The sequence below is a fragment of the Rhizobium terrae genome (assembly GCF_003425685.1).
Classification (GTDB): domain Bacteria; phylum Pseudomonadota; class Alphaproteobacteria; order Rhizobiales; family Rhizobiaceae; genus Neorhizobium; species Neorhizobium terrae.
On record NZ_QJKM01000007.1, the window covers coordinates 256,159 to 277,946 of the forward strand.

The 21,788-nt window shown below is 62.7% G+C and carries 23 protein-coding genes and 1 tRNA gene; 14 read left to right on the forward strand and 10 right to left on the reverse strand.

The features are described 5' to 3' along the window. Window positions 1–80 precede the first annotated feature (80 nt). The 7 genes from DMO26_RS15185 to DMO26_RS15215 all read left to right on the forward strand — a co-directional run bounded on the left by DMO26_RS15185 (window position 81) and on the right by DMO26_RS15215 (window position 5,521). On the forward strand, window positions 81–503 hold the full coding sequence (locus DMO26_RS15185; RefSeq protein WP_404947056.1) for a pilus assembly protein N-terminal domain-containing protein: 423 nt from the start codon (window positions 81–83) through the stop codon (window positions 501–503). 99 nt (window positions 504–602) lie between these two features. Continuing rightward, window positions 603–1,229: a TadE/TadG family type IV pilus assembly protein gene (locus DMO26_RS15190; RefSeq protein WP_117192987.1), complete on the forward strand. Its 627-nt coding sequence runs from the start codon at window positions 603–605 to the stop codon at window positions 1,227–1,229. Then, on the forward strand, window positions 1,229–1,828 hold the full coding sequence (locus DMO26_RS15195; RefSeq protein WP_117192988.1) for a TadE/TadG family type IV pilus assembly protein: 600 nt from the start codon (window positions 1,229–1,231) through the stop codon (window positions 1,826–1,828). Before DMO26_RS15190 ends, DMO26_RS15195 begins: the two co-directional genes overlap by 1 nt. Before the next feature lie 107 nt (window positions 1,829–1,935). After that, window positions 1,936–3,156, forward strand: coding sequence for a phosphopentomutase (locus DMO26_RS15200; protein ID WP_117192989.1), 1,221 nt, complete (start codon window positions 1,936–1,938; stop codon window positions 3,154–3,156). Then, on the forward strand, window positions 3,153–4,142 hold the full coding sequence (locus DMO26_RS15205; protein ID WP_117192990.1) for an adenosine deaminase: 990 nt from the start codon (window positions 3,153–3,155) through the stop codon (window positions 4,140–4,142). Before DMO26_RS15200 ends, DMO26_RS15205 begins: the two co-directional genes overlap by 4 nt. A gap of 111 nt (window positions 4,143–4,253) precedes the next feature. Beyond that, window positions 4,254–4,883, forward strand: a complete 630-nt coding sequence (gene upp / locus DMO26_RS15210; protein ID WP_117192991.1) for a uracil phosphoribosyltransferase — start codon at window positions 4,254–4,256, stop codon at window positions 4,881–4,883. A gap of 122 nt (window positions 4,884–5,005) precedes the next feature. After that, entirely contained in the window at window positions 5,006–5,521 is a 516-nt protein-coding gene (locus DMO26_RS15215) for a TIGR02281 family clan AA aspartic protease (protein WP_117192992.1), read from the forward strand. On the opposite strand, the gene deoA is transcribed toward DMO26_RS15215, so the two are convergent. From deoA to DMO26_RS15260, 9 genes are all read right to left on the reverse strand, one after another. Continuing rightward, window positions 5,522–6,832, reverse strand: coding sequence for a thymidine phosphorylase (gene deoA, locus DMO26_RS15220; RefSeq protein ID WP_117192993.1), 1,311 nt, complete (start codon window positions 6,830–6,832; stop codon window positions 5,522–5,524). Window positions 6,833–6,836: 4 nt separating this feature from the next. Then, a complete protein-coding gene (deoC, locus tag DMO26_RS15225) occupies window positions 6,837–7,607 on the reverse strand; it encodes a deoxyribose-phosphate aldolase (protein WP_117192994.1) in 771 nt (256 codons plus the stop codon). Window positions 7,608–7,744: 137 nt separating this feature from the next. Then, on the reverse strand, window positions 7,745–8,533 hold the full coding sequence (locus DMO26_RS15230; protein WP_117192995.1) for a purine-nucleoside phosphorylase: 789 nt from the start codon (window positions 8,531–8,533) through the stop codon (window positions 7,745–7,747). Beyond that, window positions 8,530–8,922, reverse strand: coding sequence for a cytidine deaminase (locus tag DMO26_RS15235; protein ID WP_117192996.1), 393 nt, complete (start codon window positions 8,920–8,922; stop codon window positions 8,530–8,532). Before DMO26_RS15235 ends, DMO26_RS15230 begins: the two co-directional genes overlap by 4 nt. Window positions 8,923–8,925: 3 nt before the next feature. Then, window positions 8,926–9,894, reverse strand: a complete 969-nt coding sequence (locus DMO26_RS15240; RefSeq protein ID WP_117192997.1) for an ABC transporter permease — start codon at window positions 9,892–9,894, stop codon at window positions 8,926–8,928. A 5-nt stretch (window positions 9,895–9,899) separates the two neighbouring features. Further along, entirely contained in the window at window positions 9,900–11,003 is a 1,104-nt protein-coding gene (locus DMO26_RS15245; RefSeq protein WP_117192998.1) for an ABC transporter permease, read from the reverse strand. Continuing rightward, on the reverse strand, window positions 11,000–12,529 hold the full coding sequence (locus DMO26_RS15250; RefSeq protein WP_117192999.1) for an ABC transporter ATP-binding protein: 1,530 nt from the start codon (window positions 12,527–12,529) through the stop codon (window positions 11,000–11,002). Before DMO26_RS15250 ends, DMO26_RS15245 begins: the two co-directional genes overlap by 4 nt. A gap of 77 nt (window positions 12,530–12,606) precedes the next feature. Next, window positions 12,607–13,599: a BMP family lipoprotein gene (locus DMO26_RS15255; RefSeq protein ID WP_117193000.1), complete on the reverse strand. Its 993-nt coding sequence runs from the start codon at window positions 13,597–13,599 to the stop codon at window positions 12,607–12,609. Window positions 13,600–13,957: 358 nt separating this feature from the next. Continuing rightward, window positions 13,958–14,284 carry a hypothetical protein gene (locus DMO26_RS15260; RefSeq protein ID WP_117193001.1) on the reverse strand — a complete coding sequence of 109 codons (327 nt, stop codon included), beginning with the start codon at window positions 14,282–14,284 and terminating at the stop codon, window positions 13,958–13,960. Between the two features lie 216 nt (window positions 14,285–14,500). Here DMO26_RS15260 and DMO26_RS15265 point away from each other — a divergent pair. Further along, window positions 14,501–14,590: transfer RNA gene (locus DMO26_RS15265), tRNA-Ser, on the forward strand. Window positions 14,591–14,686: 96 nt separating this feature from the next. Here the strand turns inward: DMO26_RS15265 and DMO26_RS15270 are convergent. Continuing rightward, window positions 14,687–15,520: a tetratricopeptide repeat protein gene (locus tag DMO26_RS15270; RefSeq protein ID WP_117193116.1), complete on the reverse strand. Its 834-nt coding sequence runs from the start codon at window positions 15,518–15,520 to the stop codon at window positions 14,687–14,689. Window positions 15,521–15,659: 139 nt separating this feature from the next. On the opposite strand from DMO26_RS15270, the gene DMO26_RS15275 reads away from it, so the two are divergent. The 6 genes from DMO26_RS15275 to DMO26_RS15300 all read left to right on the forward strand — a co-directional run bounded on the left by DMO26_RS15275 (window position 15,660) and on the right by DMO26_RS15300 (window position 21,724). Then, window positions 15,660–17,060, forward strand: a complete 1,401-nt coding sequence (locus DMO26_RS15275) for a leucyl aminopeptidase family protein (protein ID WP_117193002.1) — start codon at window positions 15,660–15,662, stop codon at window positions 17,058–17,060. Window positions 17,061–17,112: 52 nt separating this feature from the next. After that, the gene (locus DMO26_RS15280) at window positions 17,113–17,463 is read left to right on the forward strand and encodes a MarR family transcriptional regulator (protein WP_117193003.1); all 351 of its coding nucleotides are present in this window, start codon (window positions 17,113–17,115) and stop codon (window positions 17,461–17,463) included. A 1-nt stretch (window position 17,464) separates the two neighbouring features. Then, window positions 17,465–18,316, forward strand: coding sequence for a C40 family peptidase (locus DMO26_RS15285; protein WP_117193004.1), 852 nt, complete (start codon window positions 17,465–17,467; stop codon window positions 18,314–18,316). Window positions 18,317–18,418: 102 nt separating this feature from the next. Then, the gene (locus DMO26_RS15290; protein WP_162894912.1) at window positions 18,419–18,814 is read left to right on the forward strand and encodes a hypothetical protein; all 396 of its coding nucleotides are present in this window, start codon (window positions 18,419–18,421) and stop codon (window positions 18,812–18,814) included. Window positions 18,815–18,968: 154 nt separating this feature from the next. After that, complete coding sequence (locus tag DMO26_RS15295; protein ID WP_205421224.1) at window positions 18,969–20,117, forward strand: isovaleryl-CoA dehydrogenase; 1,149 nt, start codon at window positions 18,969–18,971, stop codon at window positions 20,115–20,117. Continuing rightward, window positions 20,117–21,724 (forward strand): carboxyl transferase domain-containing protein, encoded by a 1,608-nt coding sequence (locus DMO26_RS15300; protein ID WP_117193007.1) that lies wholly within the window; start codon window positions 20,117–20,119, stop codon window positions 21,722–21,724. Before DMO26_RS15295 ends, DMO26_RS15300 begins: the two co-directional genes overlap by 1 nt. Window positions 21,725–21,788 lie beyond the last annotated feature (64 nt).

A 21,788-nucleotide genomic window follows, 5' to 3' on the forward strand; every position in this document is an offset into this window, starting at 1 on the left:
AAGGGCACATCTGTGTGCCGGTTAATCCTTCATTCACCAATCCCATCCATTCTTGAAGAATAACAAAGCGAAATCGAAGGCTGTCCCTGATGCCGTTCCGTAGCGTAATGGTCCGACTTGCCGCCCTGTGCGGCATCGCGTTCGCCGTTGCCGGGCAGGCGTCCGCGCAGGACGAGGACAGCGATCTCCTGCGGGTGTTCATGAATCACGCGCGCGTGCTGAAGCTCGACCGGCCGGTCAGCAAGGTCATCGTCGGCAATGCGAATGTCGCCGATGCCACCGTTGCGGATGCCACGACCATCGTGCTCACAGGCCGCAGCTTCGGCACCACCAATCTCGTCCTCCTGGATGCCGAGGGCAATGCCATCGCCGACGAACGCATTCTCGTGTCCATCGATGAAGGCAATACCGTCCGGGTCTTCCGTCAGACGGAGCGCTCCATTCTGTCCTGCACGCCCAATTGCGAGCAGCATGCGGACTTCAAGAATGCCGGTTCGCCCTGATAGGGAACAGATCGTTAAACTCCAGCTCATCCTCGCAACGGAATCTCAATAGTCCGGCCGTACGATCCGCATGCTCAAACGGGCTATCGGACGGAAACCATGTGCCAGGATCATGATGACATCCCAAACGGTGCGCCTGCGCCTGTGAAGCGCAGAGGCGCGTGGAAACGCATCCTTCGTTCGGAGGATGGCGCCGCGGCGATCGAATTCACCATCCTGGCGATACCGTATTTCCTGATCGTCTTCGCGATCCTCGAAACGTTCATCGCCTTCACCGGCGAGCAGCTTGTGTCGAATGCCGTCGATACGATGGCGCGCCAGTTGCGGACGGGCAACATTACCTACAATCTCGGCCGCCCCACCGATATGAACCAGACCCAGTTCCGCCGCGCCTTCTGCGACGAGGTCTCGATCATTATCCAGTGCAGCGAGCAGGAGATCGCAACTCCGGGCAAGCTTCTCCTGGACGTGCGCAGCTTCCCGAATTTCTCGGACATTCCCCTCGATATCAAACTCAACTCGTCGTCGGATCTGGACACGGCCTCCTTCGCCTTTACGCCGGGCGCGCAGAACACCATCAACATGCTCCGTGCCTATTATCGCTGGAGCATCATTACCGACCTGCTGCGGCCCCTCATCGCCAATATCAAGCCGGCCGGCGGTGACGATTCCAGTTACTTCCTGATCGTCGAGACAGCCGCATTCCGAAACGAGGACTTTCCGTGATGGAAGACCACAATCCGCAATCGAAGACGTCGTCGCGGGGTTTCCTGGCACAGCTGAGGCGGCTCGTCGCGGACCGGCGGGGCGTCGGGGCGGTGGAATTCGCGCTCATCGCGCCCATTCTTATCAGCCTCTACATCACCTCCTTCGAGATCACGATCGGCCTCAGCGTATCCACGCGGCTGACGCGTGCCACAAGCACCATCGCCGACCTGGTGACGCGGGAGACGACCGTTTCCCAGGCAACGCTTGCGACCATGAAAAATGTGGCCGACGGCATGTTCGCCCCATACAAGGTGGATGACCCGAACATCAGGATCACCGGCGTCGTGCTGGATGCCACCGGCAATCCGACGGTCGCATGGTCCTGGTCCAACAAGGGCGGTGCGCCCTATGCGGTCGGCTCGCCGGTCAATGTTCCGGGCGGTATGCGTGTCGCCAACTCTTTCCTGATCCGTTCGGAGGTTTCGATCACGCATGAACTGCTGATGTTCATGACGGGTGCAATGCCGAGCGGAATCAAGGAGATCCACATGGGCCGCGAGTACTTCTACCGCCAGCGCATGGGAACCAGCATCCCCTGCACCAACTGCGCCACCTGACCGCAGACTGCCAATCCCTTTGCCAAGTCGCGCCCGCGACTATATGAATCGCGATTCCCTGCCGGCGACGGACGCCGGCTGAATCCGTTTGAATTACCGGGTGACCGATGGCACGTGCCTTTCTGTTCGTTCTCGATTCCTTCGGCGTTGGCGGCGCCGCCGATGCCGACGAATATGGCGATCTCGGTTCCAATACCCTCGGCCATATCGCGGAGTTCTGCGCGGCCGGCATCGGAGACCGCGCCGGCTTGAGGGAAGGCCCATTGCATCTGCCGAACATGTCGTCTCTCGGCCTCCTCGAAATCGCCAGGCTTGCCACCGGCGATTATCCGGCCGGAATGCCGATGCCCGAGCGGATCTTCGGCCTTCACGGGGCGGCGAACGAGGTCTCGCGGGGCAAGGATACGCCGTCCGGCCATTGGGAGATCGCCGGTACGCCGGTCATGTTCGATTGGGGCTATTTTCCGGGCGAAGGCGAGGCTTTCCCGCCTGAACTCGTCGAAGCGATCTGCCGGGAAGGCGATATTCCGGGCATCCTCGGCAATTGCCATGCATCGGGAACGGAGATCATCGCCCGGTTTGGAGAAGAACATATCCGCAGCGGGAAGCCGATCTGCTACACGTCGAGCGACTCGGTTTTCCAGATTGCCGCGCACGAAACCCATTTCGGCCTCGACCGGCTCATCACCCTCTGTCAGGTCGTGCGCAGCCTGCTCGATCCGCTGAATATCGGCCGAGTCATCGCCCGTCCTTTCGTGGGCGAAACCGCCGAGACTTTCGTGCGCACCGGTAACCGCCGCGACTTTTCGGTACTGCCGCCGGAGCCGACGCTTCTCGATCGGTTGATCCGGGGCGGCCGGTCGGTGCATGCGGTCGGTAAGATCGGCGACATCTTCGCCCATCAGGGCGTCTCCCGCGTCATCAAGGCAAATGGTAACGCAGCCTTGATGGATGCGACGCTCGCTGCCATGGACGAGGCGGCGGTCGGTGATTTGGTTTTCACGAATTTCGTCGATTTCGACCAGCTTTACGGCCATCGCCGCGACGTGCCGGGTTATGCCGCAGCACTCGAGGCTTTCGATCTCATGCTGCCGGACATCCATCGGCGGCTGCAGCCCGGCGATCTCGTCATCCTCACGGCCGACCACGGCTGCGATCCCACGTGGCGCGGTACGGACCATACCCGCGAACGTGTGCCGATCATGGCGTTCGGGCCGGGAATCCGCTCCCGCTCGATCGGCATTCGGCCGACCTATGCCGATATTGCCGAAACCATCGCCGCGCATCTTTCCATTGCCCCCGGCCAGCATGGGTGGAGTTTCCTTTGACCGGATTTTCGAACACGGCGCATCTTCTGAAGGCGGAAATCCACTGCCATCTCGAAGGTGCCGCACCGCCGTCGCTCACCGAGGCGCAGGCCGAAAAATATAATGTCGACATCCGCCACATCCTGCGGGACGGCGCCTATGTCTGGTCCGATTTTGCGGAATTCCTGGTCTGCTACGATGCGGTTGCGGCACTGTTCAGGACGGCGGAAGATTATGCGTTGCTGACCGAAACCTATCTCCTGGAACTCGCCGCCGTCGATACGATCTACAGCGAGATCATCGTTTCGCCCGATCACGGCGACCGGATAGGTCTCGGCGCTGACGCCTACATTGCCGGCGTCTGCGACGGCATCCATGCCGCGCGGGAAAAGACCGGTATCGAGGCGCGCATCATCGTCACCGGCGAACGTCATTTCGGCCCTGATCGTGTGGTTTCCGCCGCCGAATATGCCGCGCGGGCCAAAAATCCGCTGGTGACCGGTTTCAACATGGCCGGCGAGGAACGGATGGGCCGCGTCGCCGACTATGTCCGTGCCTTCGATATCGCCCGTGATGCCGGCCTCGGCCTCACCGTTCACGCCGGCGAGGTCTGCGGCGCCTTCAGCGTTGCCGACGCGCTCGACCTCGTCAAACCGTCGCGGATAGGCCACGGCGTGCGGGCAATCGAGGATATGGCGCTCGTGGAACGGCTCGTCGAACTCGGCACAGTGCTCGAAGTCTGCCCCGGCTCGAACATCGCGCTCAAGGTCTTTCCCGATTTCGACAGCCACCCGCTGAGGCGGCTGAAGGCCGCCGGCGTGCGCGTCTGCATCAATTCCGACGACCCGCCCTTCTTCCACACCTCGCTGGCGCGCGAATACGAGATCGCCTCACAGGACATGAATATGGCGGACGCGGAGATCAATGCGATGACCCGCACGGCGCTGGAGGCCGCCTTCGTAGACGAGGACACGCGGGCGAAACTGCTTGCGAGGCTTGACGCGTGAGATCGAAGCGCAAGATCGGCGAATGAACCGGGCAAAGCCTGCCTGACGGCTTGCGGACCATGCCTTTTTCGCGGCAAGAGAGAAGGCAGCCAAACAATCAAGGGGAAGCTCATGGACGGCGTCACTGTCATCGATCACCCGCTGGTGCAGCACAAGCTGACCATCATGCGCAAGAAGGAAACCTCGACGGCGGGTTTCCGGCGTCTGCTCCGCGAAATCTCGATGTTGCTCTGCTACGAAGTGACCCGCGATCTCGAACTCACCATGGAAACGATCGAGACGCCGCTTACCGAAATGCAGGCGCCGATCGTCGAGGGCAAGAAGCTGGTTTTTGCCTCGATCCTGCGCGCCGGCAACGGGCTGCTTGAAGGCATGCTCGAACTTGTGCCGTCCGCCCGCGTCTCGCATATCGGCGTCTATCGCGACCACGAGACCCTGCAGCCGGTGGAATATTACTTCAAGGCGCCGGACGATATCGCCGAACGCCTGATCATCGTCGTCGACCCGATGCTGGCGACGGGCAATTCGTCCATCGCGGCCGTCGACAAGCTGAAGGAGCGCGGCGCCCACAATATCCGCTTCCTCTGCCTGCTTGCCGCACCCGAAGGCATCAGGAACTTCCAGGGTGCCCATCCGGACGTGAGGATCTATACCGCCTCGATTGATAGCCATCTGAACGAAAAGGGCTATATCGTGCCGGGTCTCGGCGATGCGGGCGACCGCATGTACGGCACGAAATAAGTTTTCTAGAAGTTTCTTAACCGCAATTGCGAATAGGCCGGCCTGCAGAGACGTCTGCAGGCCGTTTTCTTACGAATTTCGGGCTAAGCAGAGGGCAACCCGGTTCATGCCGAGAGGACGTCATGCTCCTGCGCACTATCATTTTCGCAGCCATCGCGGCATTGCTCGCCACGCAGATCCCGGCGATGATACAGCGCGTGGATCATCCGCCCGAAGCGCCCGTGAAGGCAGACGAGGCCACAAAGCCCGAGCCCGCCTCCGCCGCACCGGGCACCGTCGTGCTCGAAGCGGACGGCCGCGGCCATTTCCAGGCGACGTTCCGCATCAACGGCAAATCCGTGGACGGCCTGGTCGATACCGGCGCCTCGCTGGTGGCGATCAACGAAAGCACGGCGCGCAAGCTCGGCTTTGGCGCCAACAGCCTGGATTTTCGCTATACCGTCAACACCGCCAATGGCGGGACGGAAGCCGCGCATGTCGAACTCGACCGCATCGAGATAGGCGGCGTGCGGGTGAAGGATGTCGATGCCTTCGTGCTGCGTGACAAGGCACTGTCCGGCACGCTGGTGGGCATGAGTTTCCTGAAGAAGCTGAAATCCTTTCAGGTGGAAGGCGGCAGGCTCAGGTTGACCCATTGATCAGCCGATCCGCCTGAGGATGACCGGCGCCGGTGAAGGCGGCGCCTCCGCGATCGTGTAGGCACGTTCGATTTCCGCCGCCACGCGCTCCGCGCCTTCGCGGTCGGCCGCATGGACAATGGCGATCGGCTCGCCTTCTTCCACTCTGGTGCCGAGCGGCAGCAATCCACCGATACCGACCCGATGGTCGATCGTGTCCGCCGCCCGTTTGCGTCCGCCGCCGAGTTCCACGACGGCAAGGCCGACCGAACGGGCGTCGCAGGCCGCAAGATAACCGCCGCGGGGCGAGGGCACCCGCAACCGCACCGGCGCCTGCTGCAGGTAGGCATCCGGCTTCTCGCAGAAATCCGCTGGCCCGCCCAGCGCATGCACCATGCGTGCGAAATGCTCCATCGCCTCGCCGGAGGTAAGCGCCAGCTGCGCCTTCTCCCCGGCCTCGGGAAGACTGCCCGCGACGCCCGCCTGGACGAGCATTTCGGCAGCTTCCGCGAGAACCACGGTTTCCAGCCGCGTGCCGGCTTTCAGTCCGGCGAGAAAATCGAGACAGTTGATGATTTCCAGCGCATTGCCGGCCGCATCGGCCAGAGGCTCGTTCATGTCGGTCAGCAGTGCCGCGGTCCTGAGGCCGGCGCCATTTGCCACTTCGACCAGCGAGCGGGCCAGCGTTTCGGCCTCATCGAGGTTTGCCATGAAGGCTCCGTTGCCGACCTTGACGTCGAGAACCAGACTGCCCAACCCGGCGGCCAGCTTCTTCGAAAGGATCGATGCGGTGATCAACGGCACGGATTCCACCGTCGCGGTCACATCGCGTATCGCATAGAGACGACGGTCCGCCGGTGCCAGATCGCCCGTCTGCCCGATAATGGCACAGCCGACCTCCCCGACCACCTTGCTAAACAGTGTCTCGTTCGGGAACACGTCGTATCCTGGAATGGACTGCAGCTTGTCGAGCGTGCCGCCGGTATGGCCGAGGCCGCGGCCGGAAATCATCGGAACCGCAAGCCCGCAAGCCGCGACGATCGGTGCCAGCATCAGCGAGACGTTGTCGCCCACGCCGCCGGTCGAATGCTTGTCCGCCACCGGCCGCTCAAGCTTGTCCCATTTCAGGACTGTCCCGGAATCGCGCATGGCAAGGGTCAGCGCGACCGTCTCATCGCGGGACATGCCCCGAAAGAAGACGGCCATGGCAAAGGCGGCCGCCTGTCCCTCGGTGATCTCCTCTCTGGTAAGCGCGCCGATGAAGGCGGCGATTTCCTCAGGGGCGAGCGCCTGTCCGTCGCGCTTGCGGCGGATGATCTCCTGCGGGATCATCAGGTCAATAGCCGCCCGAAGCGCGCGCCACCATGCTGCCGCCCAGGACGCCGAGAATATCGTCCAGCAGACCGGAAGCCCCGAAGCGGAAGGTGGACGGCATGATCCAGTTCGGCCCCATGATCGTCTCCGCGAGCCTGAGATAAAGATCGGCATCCGAGACGGTTCCGATACCGCCGGCCGGCTTGAAGCCGACACGCTTCTTCGAATCGCGGATCGCCTGCAGCATGATATCGGCGGCTTCGAGCGTCGCATTGACCGCAACCTTGCCGGTCGAGGTCTTGATGAAATCGGCACCGGCGGCAATCGCCAGTTCCGATGCCCTGCGGATCACCGCGCTGTCTTTCAGCTCGCCGGTTTCGAGGATCACCTTGAGGCAGGCGCCCCGGCAGGCGGCGCGCACGGCTTCGACCATCTCGGTCACCGATGCCTCGTCGCCGGTCAGAAGCTTGCGATAGGGGATGACCATGTCGATCTCGTTCGCACCGTCTTCGACCGCCTGCCTCGTTTCCTCGACGACGGCCGCGACGGGCAGATCCCCGGAGGGAAAATTTACGACCGTGGCGATACGCACGGCATGGTCTGCACCGAGAATCTGCCGGGCATGGGCGACGAAGCGCGGCCAGATGCAGATCGCGGCCGTGTGGCCATAGGGCGTCTGGGCACGCAGGCACAGTTTCTCGATCGCCGCATTGTCGCAGTCGTCGCGAAGATTCGTCAGGTCCAGAAGCGAGAGCGCGAAAGCTGCCGCTTCGCGTGGGCTCAGGAGTTCCATGTCGATTGCCTCCCCAGGCTTGATCGGAAGGCTATATTTATCGTTCAAACGATTAGATGCAACCCGCGCTATGCGCGCAGACCGTCACACGCGGCATATCCGACTGAAATCTTTCGTGTAACGGCGCCAAGATTCTTTCAGGCCAGCATCTCCTTGAGGATTGCGGCAAGCCGCTGGCCGCCGATCGGCGCCATGTCCTTGGTTTCCTGATGGCTGAGCTCGCCGCCCGTCATGCCCGCCCCGAAATTGGTGATCACGGAAGCCGCCGCGACCTTCAGCCCGAAATAACGGGCAAGGATGACTTCCGGCACGGTCGACATGCCGACTGCGTCGGCACCCAGGATGCGCGCCATGCGGATCTCCGCCGGTGTTTCGAAGCTCGGGCCGGAAAACCACATGTAGACGCCGGAAAAGAGTGGAATGCCGGCGCGGATCGCGGCATTGCGCATGTCGAGCGCAAGGGCTGTGTCATAGGCGCTGGTCATGCCGACGAAGCGGCGGTCGCCGCGTTCCCCGATCAGCGGGTTCATGCCGGAATAGTTGATGTGATCGGTGATCTGCATCACTGAACCGGGCGGCATGTCTTCCCGGAGCGAGCCGGCGGAGTTGGTGAGGATCAGCGTCTGCACGCCGAGGCCGCGCATCACCTCGATCGGCATGCGCATCGCCTTGGCGTCGCCATGCTCGTAATAATGCGCCCGGCCGGACAACATGATGATCGGCTCTTCGCCGAGATAACCGGCGACCAGCTCGCCCGCATGGCCAGTTACGCCGCTGACGGGAAAACCGTCCAGCGATGTGTAGGGGATGCGGATCTGATCCCGCACGTCATCGACCAGCGAACCGAGGCCGGAACCGAGCACGATCGCGTGGCGCGGCACGAGGCCGTCCAGCCGGTCGACGAGAAGATCGATGACCTCTTTCATCCGATCACATCCGTTTCGAATGCATAGGGCAGCAATTCCGCCATGGTGACGGTCTTTTTCACGCCGCCGTCGTCGCAGAGATAAATGCGCGTGTCGGCCGAGGCGAATTCCGAAATCTTCTGCCGGCAACCGCCGCAAGGGGTACAGAGCGGCAGCTTTTCTGCGATCACCGCGAGTTCGACGATCTTCTTTCCGCCACCCATGATCATCGCACTGATCGCCGTCGGTTCGGCGCACCAGCCTTGCGGAAAGGAGATGTTCTCGATATTGGCGCCGAGATAAACCTTGCCGTCATCGGCACGGAGCGCCACGCCCACCGGGAATTTCGAATAGGGCGCGTGGGCTTTTTTCATGGCCTCGCAGGCGGCTTCGAAAAGCGCGTGGGACATGTCTCAACGTTCCTTCGTATAGGGCACGCCGCCGGCCTTCGGCGGACGGGCGATACCGATGAAGCCGGCCAGAAGCACGCATGTGAGGATATAGGGCAACGCCTGGAAGATCTGCACCGGCACTTCGCCGATCAGCGGCAGGGCCTTGCCCTGCATGAAGTTCGCGAAGGCGTCCAGGAAACCGAACAGCAGGCAGGCGAGCATGACCGGCACGGGCTTCCATTTGGCGAAGATCAGCGCCGCGAGCGCGATATACCCCTTGCCGGCCGACATGTTGTTGATGAAGGCGGCGGATTGCGCGATAGACAGATAGGTGCCGGCGAAACCCGCCAGGAAGCCGGTGACGATCAGCGCCCGGTACCGCAGCCAGGTAACCGAGATGCCGGCCGTGTCCACCGCGCCCGGATTTTCGCCGACGGCGCGCAGCCGCAGCCCGAAGCGGGTGCGATAAAGCACCCACCAGGAGATCGGCACCATCAGGAAGGCGAGATAGGTGAGGATGTTGTTGCCGGAAATGACATTCGCATAGAAGGGGCCGATGATCGGCACCTCGCGCATCATCTCGGCACCGGGCAGCGTGATGCCGGAGAACCTGCCGGAGGCCGGCACCTGTCCCGTGCGGCCGCCCTGGCCGAACCAGGCCTGGCCGAGCACGATCGTCAGGCCCGCCGCCACGAAATTCAGGGCCACGCCGGAGACGATCTGGTTGCCGCGATTGGTGATCGAGGCAAAGCCGTGCACCAGCGAAAAGACGATGGCTATGCCAATGCCCGCGCCAAGCCCGGCCCAGGCATTGCCCGTCGCATAGGCGACGCAGGCCGAGGCGAAGGCCGAGGCCAGCATCTTGCCTTCAAGACCGATATCGAAAATGCCGGCTCGTTCCGAGAAGAGGCCGGCAAGCGCGGTGAACAGCAGCGGAATGGACAGGCGAACCGCGGAGCCGAGAATGCTGATGAAGATGTCGAAATCCATGAGCGCTATCTCCCCATGGCCTGCTGATAGAGCCGAACGATGGCGGGGCGCAGCATGTATTCCAGCGCGCCGGCAAACAGGATGACCATGCCCTGGATGACGACGATCATGTCGCGGGTAATCGCCGGCATGTCGAAGGAAAGCTCCGCGCCGCCCTGGTAGAGAATGCCGAAGAGCAATGCCGAGAGCACGATGCCGGCCGGATGGTTGCGGCCCATCAGCGACACAGCGATGCCGACGAAGCCGGCGCCGCCGACGAATTCGATCTGCAGGCGGGCCGATGCGCCCATCACGGGGTTCAGCGCCATCATGCCGGCGAGACCACCGGAGATCAGCATGGTGATGATGACGATCTTCGAATAACGCATGCCGGCATAAGCCGCGGCCGTCGGGCTGTGGCCGAGCGTGCGCATCTCATAGCCGAGCTTGGTGCGCCAGATCAGCACCCAGACCAAGAAACACATGACGAGCGCGATCACGAAAGAGAAGTTGAGCGGCGCCGCACCCAGCCGGCCGCCGAACACGCCGATCAACCAGTCGAGCTTCGGCAATTGTCCGCCCTCTAGAAAGGTGCGGGTTTCCGGTGCCATCTTGCCGGGCACGATCAGCACGCGCACGAGCACGTAGTTCATCAGCGAAGAGACGATGAAGTTGAACATGATCGTGGTGATGACAATGTGGCTGCCCCGATAGGCTTGCAGCCAGGCGGGGATGGCAGCACAGGCCGCGCCGAAGAGTGCCGCGCCGATCACCGCGAACGGCATGGTGACGTACCAGGGTACGTAGCTGTCGAGCGACAGCGCGACGAGCGCGGCGCCGAGGCCGCCGAGATAGGCCTGACCTTCCGACCCGATGTTGAACAGGCCGGCATGGATCGCCACCGCCACTGACAGGCCGGTGAAGATGAAGCTCGTCGTGTAAAACAGCGTAAAGCCGATGCCTTCGCCGCGGCCGAGCGCGCCGATGAGCAGCAGCTGCAGAGCCTCGAAGGGATTCTCGCCGATCAGCCAGACGACAAGGCCGGAGAAAAAGAAGGCGAGGATGAGGTTGAGGATTGGAATGACGCCGTAATTGATCCAGGCGGGAAGGGGAACGGATGCGGTGCTCATGCGGCGATCCCGGCCATCATCAGCCCCAGCGTCTGTTCTCCGGCTTCACCGGATTTCTCGCCGACTACCTTGCCGGCGAACATCACCAGGATGCGGTCGGAGAGCGAGCGGATCTCGTCGAGTTCGACCGAAACCAGCAGCACGGCCTTGCCCGCATCGCGCATCTCGATGATGCGTTTGTGAATGAATTCGATCGCGCCGATATCGACGCCGCGGGTCGGCTGGCCGATGATCAGCACATTCGGATCGCGTTCGATCTCGCGCGCCACGACGATCTTCTGCTGGTTGCCGCCCGAGAAATTTGCCGTCCTCAACCGCGGGTTCGGCGGGCGGATGTCGTATTTGGCAATCTTCTCCTCCGCATCCTTCCGGACCGCTTCGAGGTTCAGCATCGCGCCGCGGCCGTAACGCTGATCCCGATGATAACCGAGGATCGAATTCTCGTATTCCTCGAATTTCAGCACCAGGCCCATGTGGTGGCGGTCTTCCGGGATATGCGCGAGGCCGAGTTCGCGAAGCGCGGCGGGATCGGAACCCGCGATCGACTTGCCGTCGATCAGGATCTCGCCGGAAGCCGGCTTGCGGATGCCGGCAATCGCTTCCAGCAATTCCGACTGCCCGTTGCCGGCGACGCCCGCAATGCCGACGATCTCGCCGGCGCGAACGTCGAAAGACACGTCGTCCACCATGGTCACGCCGCGGCTGTCCTTCACAGTGAGGTTCTTCACCGACAGGAGCACCTTGCCCGGATTGGCCTCGCCCTTCTCGACGCGCAGCAGCACCCGCCGGCCGACCATCAGTTCGGCCAGTTCTTCCACCGTCGTCTCGGCGGTCTTGCGGGTCGCCACCATCTCGCCGCGGCGCATGACCGAGACCGTGTCGGTGATCGCCATGATCTCGCGCAGCTTGTGGGTGATGAGGATAATCGTTTTGCCCTGGTCGCGCAGCACGCGCAAGACCTTGAAGAGATGATCGGCCTCGGCGGGCGTCAGCACGCCGGTCGGCTCGTCGAGGATCAGGATTTCCGCGCCGCGGTAAAGCGCCTTCAGGATCTCGACGCGCTGCTGGCTGCCGACCGGCAGTTCCTCGATCACGGCGTCCGGATCGACCTCGAGACCGTAGTCGTCTTCCAGCCGCTTCAGCTCCCTGCGGGCGCTGGCCACGCCCTTGCGCAACAGCTGGCCGCCTTCCGCCCCGAGCATGACGTTTTCCAGTACGGTGAAATTCTCGACCAGCATGAAATGCTGGTGGACCATGCCGATGCCGGAGGAAATCGCGGTCTGGCTGTCGCGGATGGTTACCGGCTTGCCGGAAATCCGGATTTCGCCCTGGTCGGCGTGGTAGAAGCCGTAGAGGATCGACATCAGGGTCGATTTGCCGGCGCCGTTTTCGCCGATGATCCCGTGGATCGAGCCTTTGGCGACGGTCAGGTTGATGTTCTTGTTGGCATGCACCGCGCCGAACTTCTTGTCGATGCCGACAAGCTCGATCGCAGGCTCAGTCTCTCTCTGAAGGTCGAGGCTCAAATGGTCCGCCTTTCCGGGTCATATGAAAAAAGGGCGTATGGCGATTTCCCTCGCCATACGCCCTTCTGTCGAATGCCTCACTTCGGGCAGGAATTGTTCGTCATGTAGTCGTGCACCTTGACGGTACCGGCAATGATGTCGGCCTTGGCCTTGTCGACGGCAGCTTGCATCTGCGGCGTGATCAGCGACTTGTTGTTGTTGTCGATGGCCGCCGCGACGCCGTCCTCCTTGACGCCGAGCGACTGGATGCCGGCGGTGAACTTGTCGTTCTTGAGGTCGTTATAGGCGTTGTAAACGGCGAGATCGACACGCTTGACCATCGAGGTCAGGACCGAACCCGGATGCAGGTGGTTCTGGTTGGAATCGACGCCGATCGACAGCTTCTTGTTGTCGGCTGCCGTCTGCAGCACGCCGAGACCGGTCGCGCCGGCTGCCGCGTAGATGACGTCGGCGCCCTGGTCGATCTGGTTCTTGGTGAGTTCGCCGCCGCGAACCGGGTCGTTCCAGGCTGCCCCCGTGGTGCCCGTCATGTTTTGGAAGACTTGAGCATCGGCCTTGGCGGCCTTGACGCCCTGGACGTAACCACAGCCGAACTTGCGGATCAGGGGGATGTCCATGCCGCCGATAAAGCCGACCTTGCCGGTCTTCGATGCCATGCCGGCGAGGAGACCGACGAGATAGGAACCTTCTTCTTCCTTATAGAGCACGGAGCGGACGTTCTTCAGGTCGACGACGGAATCGACGATCACGAACTTGGTGTCCGGATATTCCTTCGCGACCTTTTCCATGGCCGAGGTCCAGGCAAAGGAAACGGCGACCACGGGGTTGAAGCCGCGGCTCGCGAAGTTGCGGATGGCCTGTTCGCCCTGCGTGTCGTCCTTGGGCTCGAAATCCCGGTAATCGGTTCCGGTTTCCTTCTTGAACCTTTCGGCCCCGGCAAAGGCGGCCTCGTTGAAGGATTTGTCGAACTTGCCGCCGGTGCCGTAGACCAGCGCCGGCTTGACGTCCGCGGCAAGCGCGGTGGCCGACATGGCGGCCGTGGCAATGAGGCTCAAAAGGGTTTTCTTCATTGTTCAGCCCTGTTTTTAGCTGTTGGGTCCTCCCGCAAGACCCGTTCCCCGGGCAGTCTGCGGCCACCTGCCCTTTTTGAGAGGGTCTGGCTCCGGTCACTCTTGCATGGGTTTCGGAAAAATTCACGAGATTTTTTTCAGTTGGTAAAAAACGGTCAGCCTGCCCAAAACTTCTCCAAACAGGCGAAAAAACTGCACAAACGACCGGCGCGAAGCCGACTTTTTCGGCCATGGGCCACTGGCAATCCTCTGCCTCGGGCGGCGGAAATGCCCCTCGGATACAATCGCAGTGTAGGGTAGTCCGGTGTGCGTGGCCACGGCGGTTTTTCTCTTCGGAATATCGCCGCGCAACCCGGTGTCAGGCGGTGAAGCGGCCCGCGAAATCGGGCTTGCGATACCCGGCCATCCAGAAGAGCAGGGAAAGCGCCAGGAAGATGGCGAAGGCCGGTTGGGCCAGCACCGGCGCCACCAAGGGGCGCCAGATATCGGCGCTGATATAGGTTTCCGCGTAGATCTCGGCGAGCGTCAGGCTCTCCGGATCGAGATTGAGCCAGGCGTTTCCGAGGCTTGTCAGTATCAGGGAGGAGGCGGAAACGGACTGGATGGAATCCAGCACGCCCGTTCCGATTGCCGCCACGAGGGCAAGCGCGCTGACGAGATGAAAGACGAACTGGATGATTCTCATCCCGACGATCCGTGCCTTTTGCGCCGATCGGTACTCGGTCGATCGGTGGCCTGACGCTGGAGATAACCCTGGCTCCGTGATTTGACAACGCCGGTTCGGCAGGTTTCGCGGGCCGCTGTCAAAAATCGTTCAGATTCCGGTTGATCCCTGAGAATTCATCGGTATATATCGCGCCCGACCGCTGCTTCGCCTTTTTGCGAACGCAGCCCTTTTCAAGGACAGGTGGCCGAGTGGTTGAAGGCGCACGCCTGGAACGCGTGTATACGTGAAAGCGTATCGAGGGTTCGAATCCCTCTCTGTCCGCCATTCTCAAAAGTTGAGCTTTCTGACTCTTCCCGCGCCTCGGCTTTGCCGGCTGCGATGGTGAGACCCGTGCCCCGCCGCTTCGATCCACCGACCCGATCAGTTCGTGCTCTGCTTCGCCTTGCCGTCCTTGTCGGCCAGCTTCGACCACGAGTTCTGCTGGGAGAGCATGGAGCGAAGATAGGTGACGTTCGCGTCCGCCTGCTGCTGCGACAGTTCCTTGCGGGCGATGTCTTCGGCTTCGGAAAAGCGCCCCTGCAGGCCGACGACGAGAGCGAGGTTCTGGCGCACCCGGCTGTCGGCGCCCGGCTGGCCGGCGGCGTTGCGCATGTAGGTCTCGGCGGTCTTCAGGTCGCCGGAAAGCACGTAGGACATGCCGAGATTGGACATGATGCTCGGTTCGTTGGGCTGCGCGTCGAGCGCCATGCGGTATTTCTGGCGGGCCTCGTTCGAGCGGCCGAGTTGGTCGAGCACGGCGCCTTCCGCCGAATAAAGCCGCCAGTCCGGATGGTCCGGCGTCTGGGCCCGGCTGATCGTCGTGAGCGCCTGTTCGAGCTGGCCTGCGGCGGCCTGCGCCTTGCCATAGGCGGCGAGCACGTCGCGGTCGGCAGGGTGGGCGATCGCCACCTGTTGCATGACGGCGAGCGCCTGACTGTTCTTGCCGGTCATGCCCAGCACGTTTGCATATTGCAGCCCGATGTCCCGGTTCTTGGGATCCCGGGCATAGGCTGCGCCGATCGATCTTTCGGCGTTCGCAAGTTCCACCGCGTTCATGCCCTGCAGGGAGGCCGTCGAAACCTTCGGGATGGAGCCGGTCGTCGCGACGTCGCGCTTGGTGCTGGCGCAACCGGCCACCGATGCCAGAAGAAGGAGGAGCGCGGCGGTACGGGCAAGGTGGCTCTTGCGGAAGGTCGAAGCTGCTGGAGCGATCATGGGCTGGGGTCTCGTTCGGTCCGGCGCCGCCTTCGAACCGGCGGCAGGCATTAACGCATTTCCACTCCAGCAATAAACTGTTAACCCTAACAGATCGTTAAGGCCAATGATTCCAGACCCTTCCGAAGGCTGTTTCTCCATGACCATTCCCTACAGCTATATCGACCGCCCTTCTCCGTTCGGCCCGAAGGACGCGCCGGCAAAGACCGTTTACGCCGTAACGCCCGCGGATCTGGAGGAGGGTAGATTCGATGCCGCGGTCCTCGCCTGGGCTAGGGCGGCGGGCTTCAAGGCGGAAGCGGGCGCGCTCCTGCTGGTTCCGGAGGGTGGAACCGGCGACGTGGGCAGCGCCCTCTTCGGCCTCGGCAGCGATCCCGCCGAAGCGCCTTTCATCACCGGCAAGCTTTCGAAAGTCCTGCCGCCCGGCGACTGGAAGGTCGAAACGACGGCCCTCACGGCGGAGCAGGTCGCCCTGGGCTACGGCCTCGGTGCTTACGGCTTCACGCGCTACAAGTCCGACAAGCCGAAGGATGTGCGCCTTTCGATCGCCGCTTCGGCCGACGATGCCGATATCCGGCGGCAGCTCGCGGGCGTTTTCCTGGCGCGCGATCTCGTCAACATCCCGACCAACGAAATGGGGCCGATCGAGCTCGAGGCGGCGTTTCGCGCGCTGGGGGAGCATTACGGCGCCAAAGTCACGTCGATCGTCGGCGAGGACCTGCTGAAGCAGAACTTTCCGCTGGTCCACACCGTCGGCCGCGCCAGCGCCTCCCAGCCGCGGCTCCTCGAAATGCGCTGGGGTGAGAAGGGTCGCCCGCGCATCACGCTGGTCGGCAAGGGCGTCTGCTTCGATACCGGCGGCCTCGACATCAAGGGCGCCGCCAACATGGCGCTGATGAAGAAGGACATGGGCGGCGCGGCGAACGTCATGGGCCTCGCGCTGATGATCATGGATGCCGGCCTTGCGGTCGATCTTCAGGTTCTCGTGCCGGCGGTCGAGAATTCGATTTCCGGCAATGCCTTCCGTCCCGGCGATATATACAGGAGCCGCAAGGGCATCACGGTGCAGATCGACAATACCGATGCGGAGGGCCGGCTGATCCTCGCCGATGCGCTTGCCTATGCCGATGAAAACCCGCCGGACCTGATGATCGATATGTCGACGCTGACGGGGGCCGCCCGCGTCGCGCTCGGCACGGAGCTCGCGCCCTATTTCACCGATGACGAGGCGTTGTCGGGCAAGCTGATGGAGGCCTCCGGGTCCGAGGCCGATCCCATGTGGCGCCTGCCGCTCTGGATGGGTTACGACAAGGATATCCGTTCCCGCGCCGCCGACATCACCAATTCGCCTTCGGGCGGCATGGCGGGCGCCATCACCGCGGCACTTTTCCTGAAGCGGTTTGTGACGGCCACCAAAAGCTGGGTGCATTTCGATATCTATGCCTGGGTGACGGCCGACAGGCCGCATGCCCAGGTCGGCGGCGAGGCTTTCGCCATCCGGGCGCTCTACAAGGTGATCCGCGGCATGGCCGCGAAATAAACCGGTAAGACCTTCGGCTTAAAATCCGCGGGATTTGAAGCTGAGGGTCGTGATGCCGGTTGAACTGACGGCGACGGAAGCGCTGGGTCTCTGGCACCGGGTGTCGCTGGAGCAGGTGCGGCATGACGGGCGCGATCTGACATTGCGCCAGATGTCGATCCTGCTGCATATTTACCTCGTGCCGCCGCCGCACACCGTGCGGGGGCTCGCCGCGACGCTTAGCGTCACCAAGCCGGTCATCACCCGCGCGCTCGACACCATGAGCGAGATGGGCCTGGTGGACCGCGAACGCGACGAACGCGACCGCCGCAACGTGGTGATCAAGCGCACGGTGGCCGGCGCGCTTTACCTCGAAAAGCTGGGCGACCTGATCATCAGGGAAGGGCGCCAGCCAGGACCGTGACATGACCAAGACACTTGACAGACGCCTGCACGCCTTTCGCCCCGATCTTGCCGACGAGACCCTGAGAGGATCGGTCGAGGCCGAGACCTTCGTGCGCGGCGAGCCGGCCCGCATCGACGTGCCGGTGGTTCAGCTCCGGCCCGTGCCGGATCTTGCCCGCGGCATCGATACGGAACTTCTCTTTGGCGAAACCGTGCGGGTCTTCGATCGGGAAAATGGTTTTGCCTGGGTGCAGGCGGATCAGGACGGTTACGTCGGATATCTCCCCGAAACCGCGCTCGGCGCGCTGGAGGAGCCGACCCATCGCATCGCCGTACCGCGCACGTTCCTCTATCCCGAGGCCGAGCTGCGCAAGCCGCCGCTTGGCGCCCTCTCCATGGGCAGCCGCGTCACGGTTGCCGGCGAGGCGGAAACCCGCGGAACGAAATATCTGCTGCTCTCGACCGGCGGTGCGGTTGTCGCCCGGCACTGCCTTCCGATCGGTGAAACCCTCGGCGAAGACTATGTCTCGGTCGCCGGAAAATTCATCGAGACGCCTTATCTGTGGGGTGGCCGCTCCGGCTTCGGGCTGGATTGCTCGGCCCTCGTACAGCTTTCGTTGATGATGGTGGGCAGGTCCGCGCCCCGCGATTCCGACATGCTGGCATCCTTCGGTTTTCCCATCACCCGCGAGGAACTTCGGCGCGGCGATCTCGTTTTCTGGAAAGGCCATGTCGGCATCATGGAGAACGAAGAGACGCTGTTGCATGCCAATGGCCACACGATGAGCGTCGGGCGCGAAGATTTCGAGGCGGCGGTTCAGCGCATCGGTTGGCTTTACGAACAGCCGACTGGTTATCGTCGTATTGGATAAGTGCCGATGATCACGCAAACGTGGGCCCTGGCCCATAGTATCGACCGCTCGCCGTTCATATCTTCGATTCGTCCGCTGGTTTGGTGGATGAGGAGCGAAGTCATGCTCAAGGGTGCATGGATATTGCCGGCTGTCATGCTCGTGGCGCTCATTCTCGCCGCGCTGTTTCCGGTCGAGCTGTTCGCGGCCGAACGCAATCGCGTCGCCGGACGTGATCGGATCGACTGGGCGCGGCCGGCTTCGCAGCCGGTGACCGCCTTCAGGGATCTCCCGGGTGTGGTTCCGGAAGCGGAGCGCGTGCGGAAGAACGCCTATACCTGCGAGACCGATATCGAATATGTCTACCGTGGCCGCGGCAATTACGAAATCCTCTACGGCGACACGATGCCGACCCGTGTTTATCGCTGCAAAACCGAAAGCGGCGTGACCTATACTGGCACCAGAATGCCGAACACCCAATGGGTGCCGGGTCTCAATCCGCATCATCTGCCGCAATAAGGGCAATCTTTTTTCAAAGACCGTCAGCCGGAAGACCGTATCTTGCGATCTTGTCACGCCGTCGCTGCGGCCATTGACGGCCTGCATCTTCCGCCCCACAACTTCCCTATCGGATATCGGCGCACCGGGAGGAGACAAGGTGTTCCACGCCAGCATGAATTTCGCCCTCGGCGAGGAGGTCGAGGCGGTGCGCGAAACCGTTCATCGTTTCGCCCGGGAAAAACTCGCGCCTCGGGCAGACGAGATCGACCGCAGCAACGAATTCGCCCGCGATCTATGGCCGGAACTCGGAGCCTTGGGCCTGCTCGGCATCACCGCCGATCCGGATTTCGGCGGTTCGGGGCTTGGTTATCTCGCCCATGTGGTCGCCGTCGAGGAACTGGCGCGGGCATCGGCGTCGACCTCGCTGAGCTATGGCGCCCATTCCAATCTCTGCGTCAATCAGATCAACCGCAACGGCAGCGCCGAGCAGAAGGCCCGCTATCTGCCGAAACTCTGCTCGGGAGAACATGTGGGCGCGCTTGCCATGTCCGAGCCCGGCGCCGGTTCCGACGTCGTGTCGATGAAGCTGAGGGCCGAAAAGCGCGGTGATCGCTACGTCGTGAACGGCAGCAAGATGTGGATCACCAACGGCCCCGATGCGGATGTGCTGGTCGTTTATGCCAAGACCGATCCGGACGCCGGTCCGAAGGGCATCACGGCCTTCCTCATCGAAAAGGGCTTCAAGGGCTTCTCGACCGCGCAAAAGCTCGACAAGCTCGGCATGCGCGGCTCGAACACCTGCGAACTGGTGTTCCAGGATTGTGAAGTGCCGGCTGAGAACGTCATGGGCGCGGAAGGCGGCGGTGTCCGCGTGTTGATGTCAGGCCTCGATTATGAGCGCGTGGTGCTCTCGGCGATCGGCATCGGCATCATGCATGCCTGCCTGGATGTGGTTATGCCTTACGTCCACGAGCGAAAGCAGTTCGGCCAGCCGATCGGCGAGTTCCAGCTGATCCAGGCCAAGGTTGCCGACATGTATACGGCGATGAATTCGGCCCGCGCCTATGTCTATGCGGTCGCGTCCGCCTGCGATCGCGGCGTAGTGACCCGCCAGGATGCCGCCGCCTGCTGCCTCTATGCTTCAGAACAGGCGACCCAGCAGGCTTTGCAGGCGATCCAGGTGCTCGGCGGCAACGGCTATATCAACGACAATCCGACCGGCCGGTTGCTGCGCGATGCCAAATTGATGGAAATCGGCGCCGGTACGTCGGAAATCCGCCGCATGCTGATCGGCCGCGAACTCTTCAGGGAGACGGCTTGATGGCGGTTCTCCGCTCGCAGTTCAATCCTCGAAGCGAAACCGCCGCGGCGAACCGTGTCGCCATGCAGGCAAGGCTTGCCGAAGTCGAGGCCGCGGTGGCTTTCGCGGAAGCCGGAGGCGGCGAAGAGGCGCGGGCGCGGCATGTGAAACGTGGCAAGCTGCTGCCGCGCGATCGTATCGCCCGCCTTCTGGATCATGGCTCGCCCTTCCTCGAAATCGCTGCTACTGCAGCTCACGGGCTTTATGGCGGCGCCAGCCCGGCGGCCGGCATCGTTACCGGGATAGGGAGAGTCGAGGGCCGCGAGGTGATGATCGTCGCCAACGATGCCACGGTGAAGGGTGGCACCTATTACCCGATGACGGTGAAGAAACATCTGCGCGCCCAGGAGATCGCCGAGGAAAACCGCCTGCCTTGCGTGTACCTCGTCGATTCCGGCGGCGCCAACCTGCCGAACCAGGACGAAGTGTTTCCGGACCGCGATCATTTCGGCCGTATCTTCTTCAACCAGGCGCGCATGTCGGCCAGGGGCATTGCCCAGATCGCCGCCGTCATGGGTTCGTGCACCGCCGGCGGCGCCTATGTGCCGGCCATGTCGGACGAGGCGATCATCGTCAGGGATCAGGGCACGATCTTTCTCGCCGGTCCACCGCTGGTGAAGGCCGCGACGGGCGAGGAGGTAAGCGCCGAGGATCTTGGCGGCGGCGATGTCCATACAAGGCTTTCGGGCGTCGCCGATCATCTCGCCCGCGACGATGTCCATGCGCTGGCGCTGGTTCGCCGCGCCGTCGCCGGCCTCAATACCCGCAAGCCCGGGACCGTCGCTCTCGAACGGCCGGAGGACCCGCTCTACGATCCCGAAGAGATCGCCGCGATCGTGCCGGCCTCCCTTTCCACACCCTATGACATCCGCGAGGTGATCGCCCGGATCGTCGACGGCTCCCGTTTCGACGAGTTCAAGGCACGGTTCGGGACGACGCTCGCCTGCGGTTTTGCACATGTCTTCGGAATTCCGATCGGCATCATCGCCAACAACGGCGTTCTCTTTTCCGAAAGTGCCCAGAAGGGCGCGCATTTCATCGAACTCTGCTCGCAGCGAAAGATCCCGCTCGTTTTCTTGCAGAATATCACCGGCTTCATGGTGGGCCGCAGATATGAAGCGGAAGGCATCGCCAAACACGGCGCCAAGCTGGTCGCGGCGGTTGCCACCACCTCAGTACCCAAGGTGACGATCCTCGTCGGCGGCTCCTTCGGCGCCGGCAATTACGGCATGGCCGGCCGGGCCTATTCGCCCCGTTTTCTCTGGACCTGGCCGAACAGCCGCATCTCCGTCATGGGCGGGCCGCAGGCGGCGGGCGTATTGGCCACCGTCCGACGCGAAGCGATCGAACGCGGTGGCAGGTCTTGGAGCATGGAAGAAGAGGCGGCCTTCAAGCAGCCGGTCCTCGACCAGTTCGAGGAGCAGAGCCACCCGCTTTACGCCTCCGCAAGGCTCTGGGACGATGGCATCATCCATCCGGCAAAGACGCGGCAGGTGCTGGCGCTGAGTTTATCTGCCGCGTTGAACGCGCCGATCGAGGAGACACGCTTCGGCGTGTTTCGGATGTGAGAGGTTGGTGATGGATTTCTTGTTCCCCTCCCACGATCTGTACGCTTTTGCTGCGCGAAGCCGG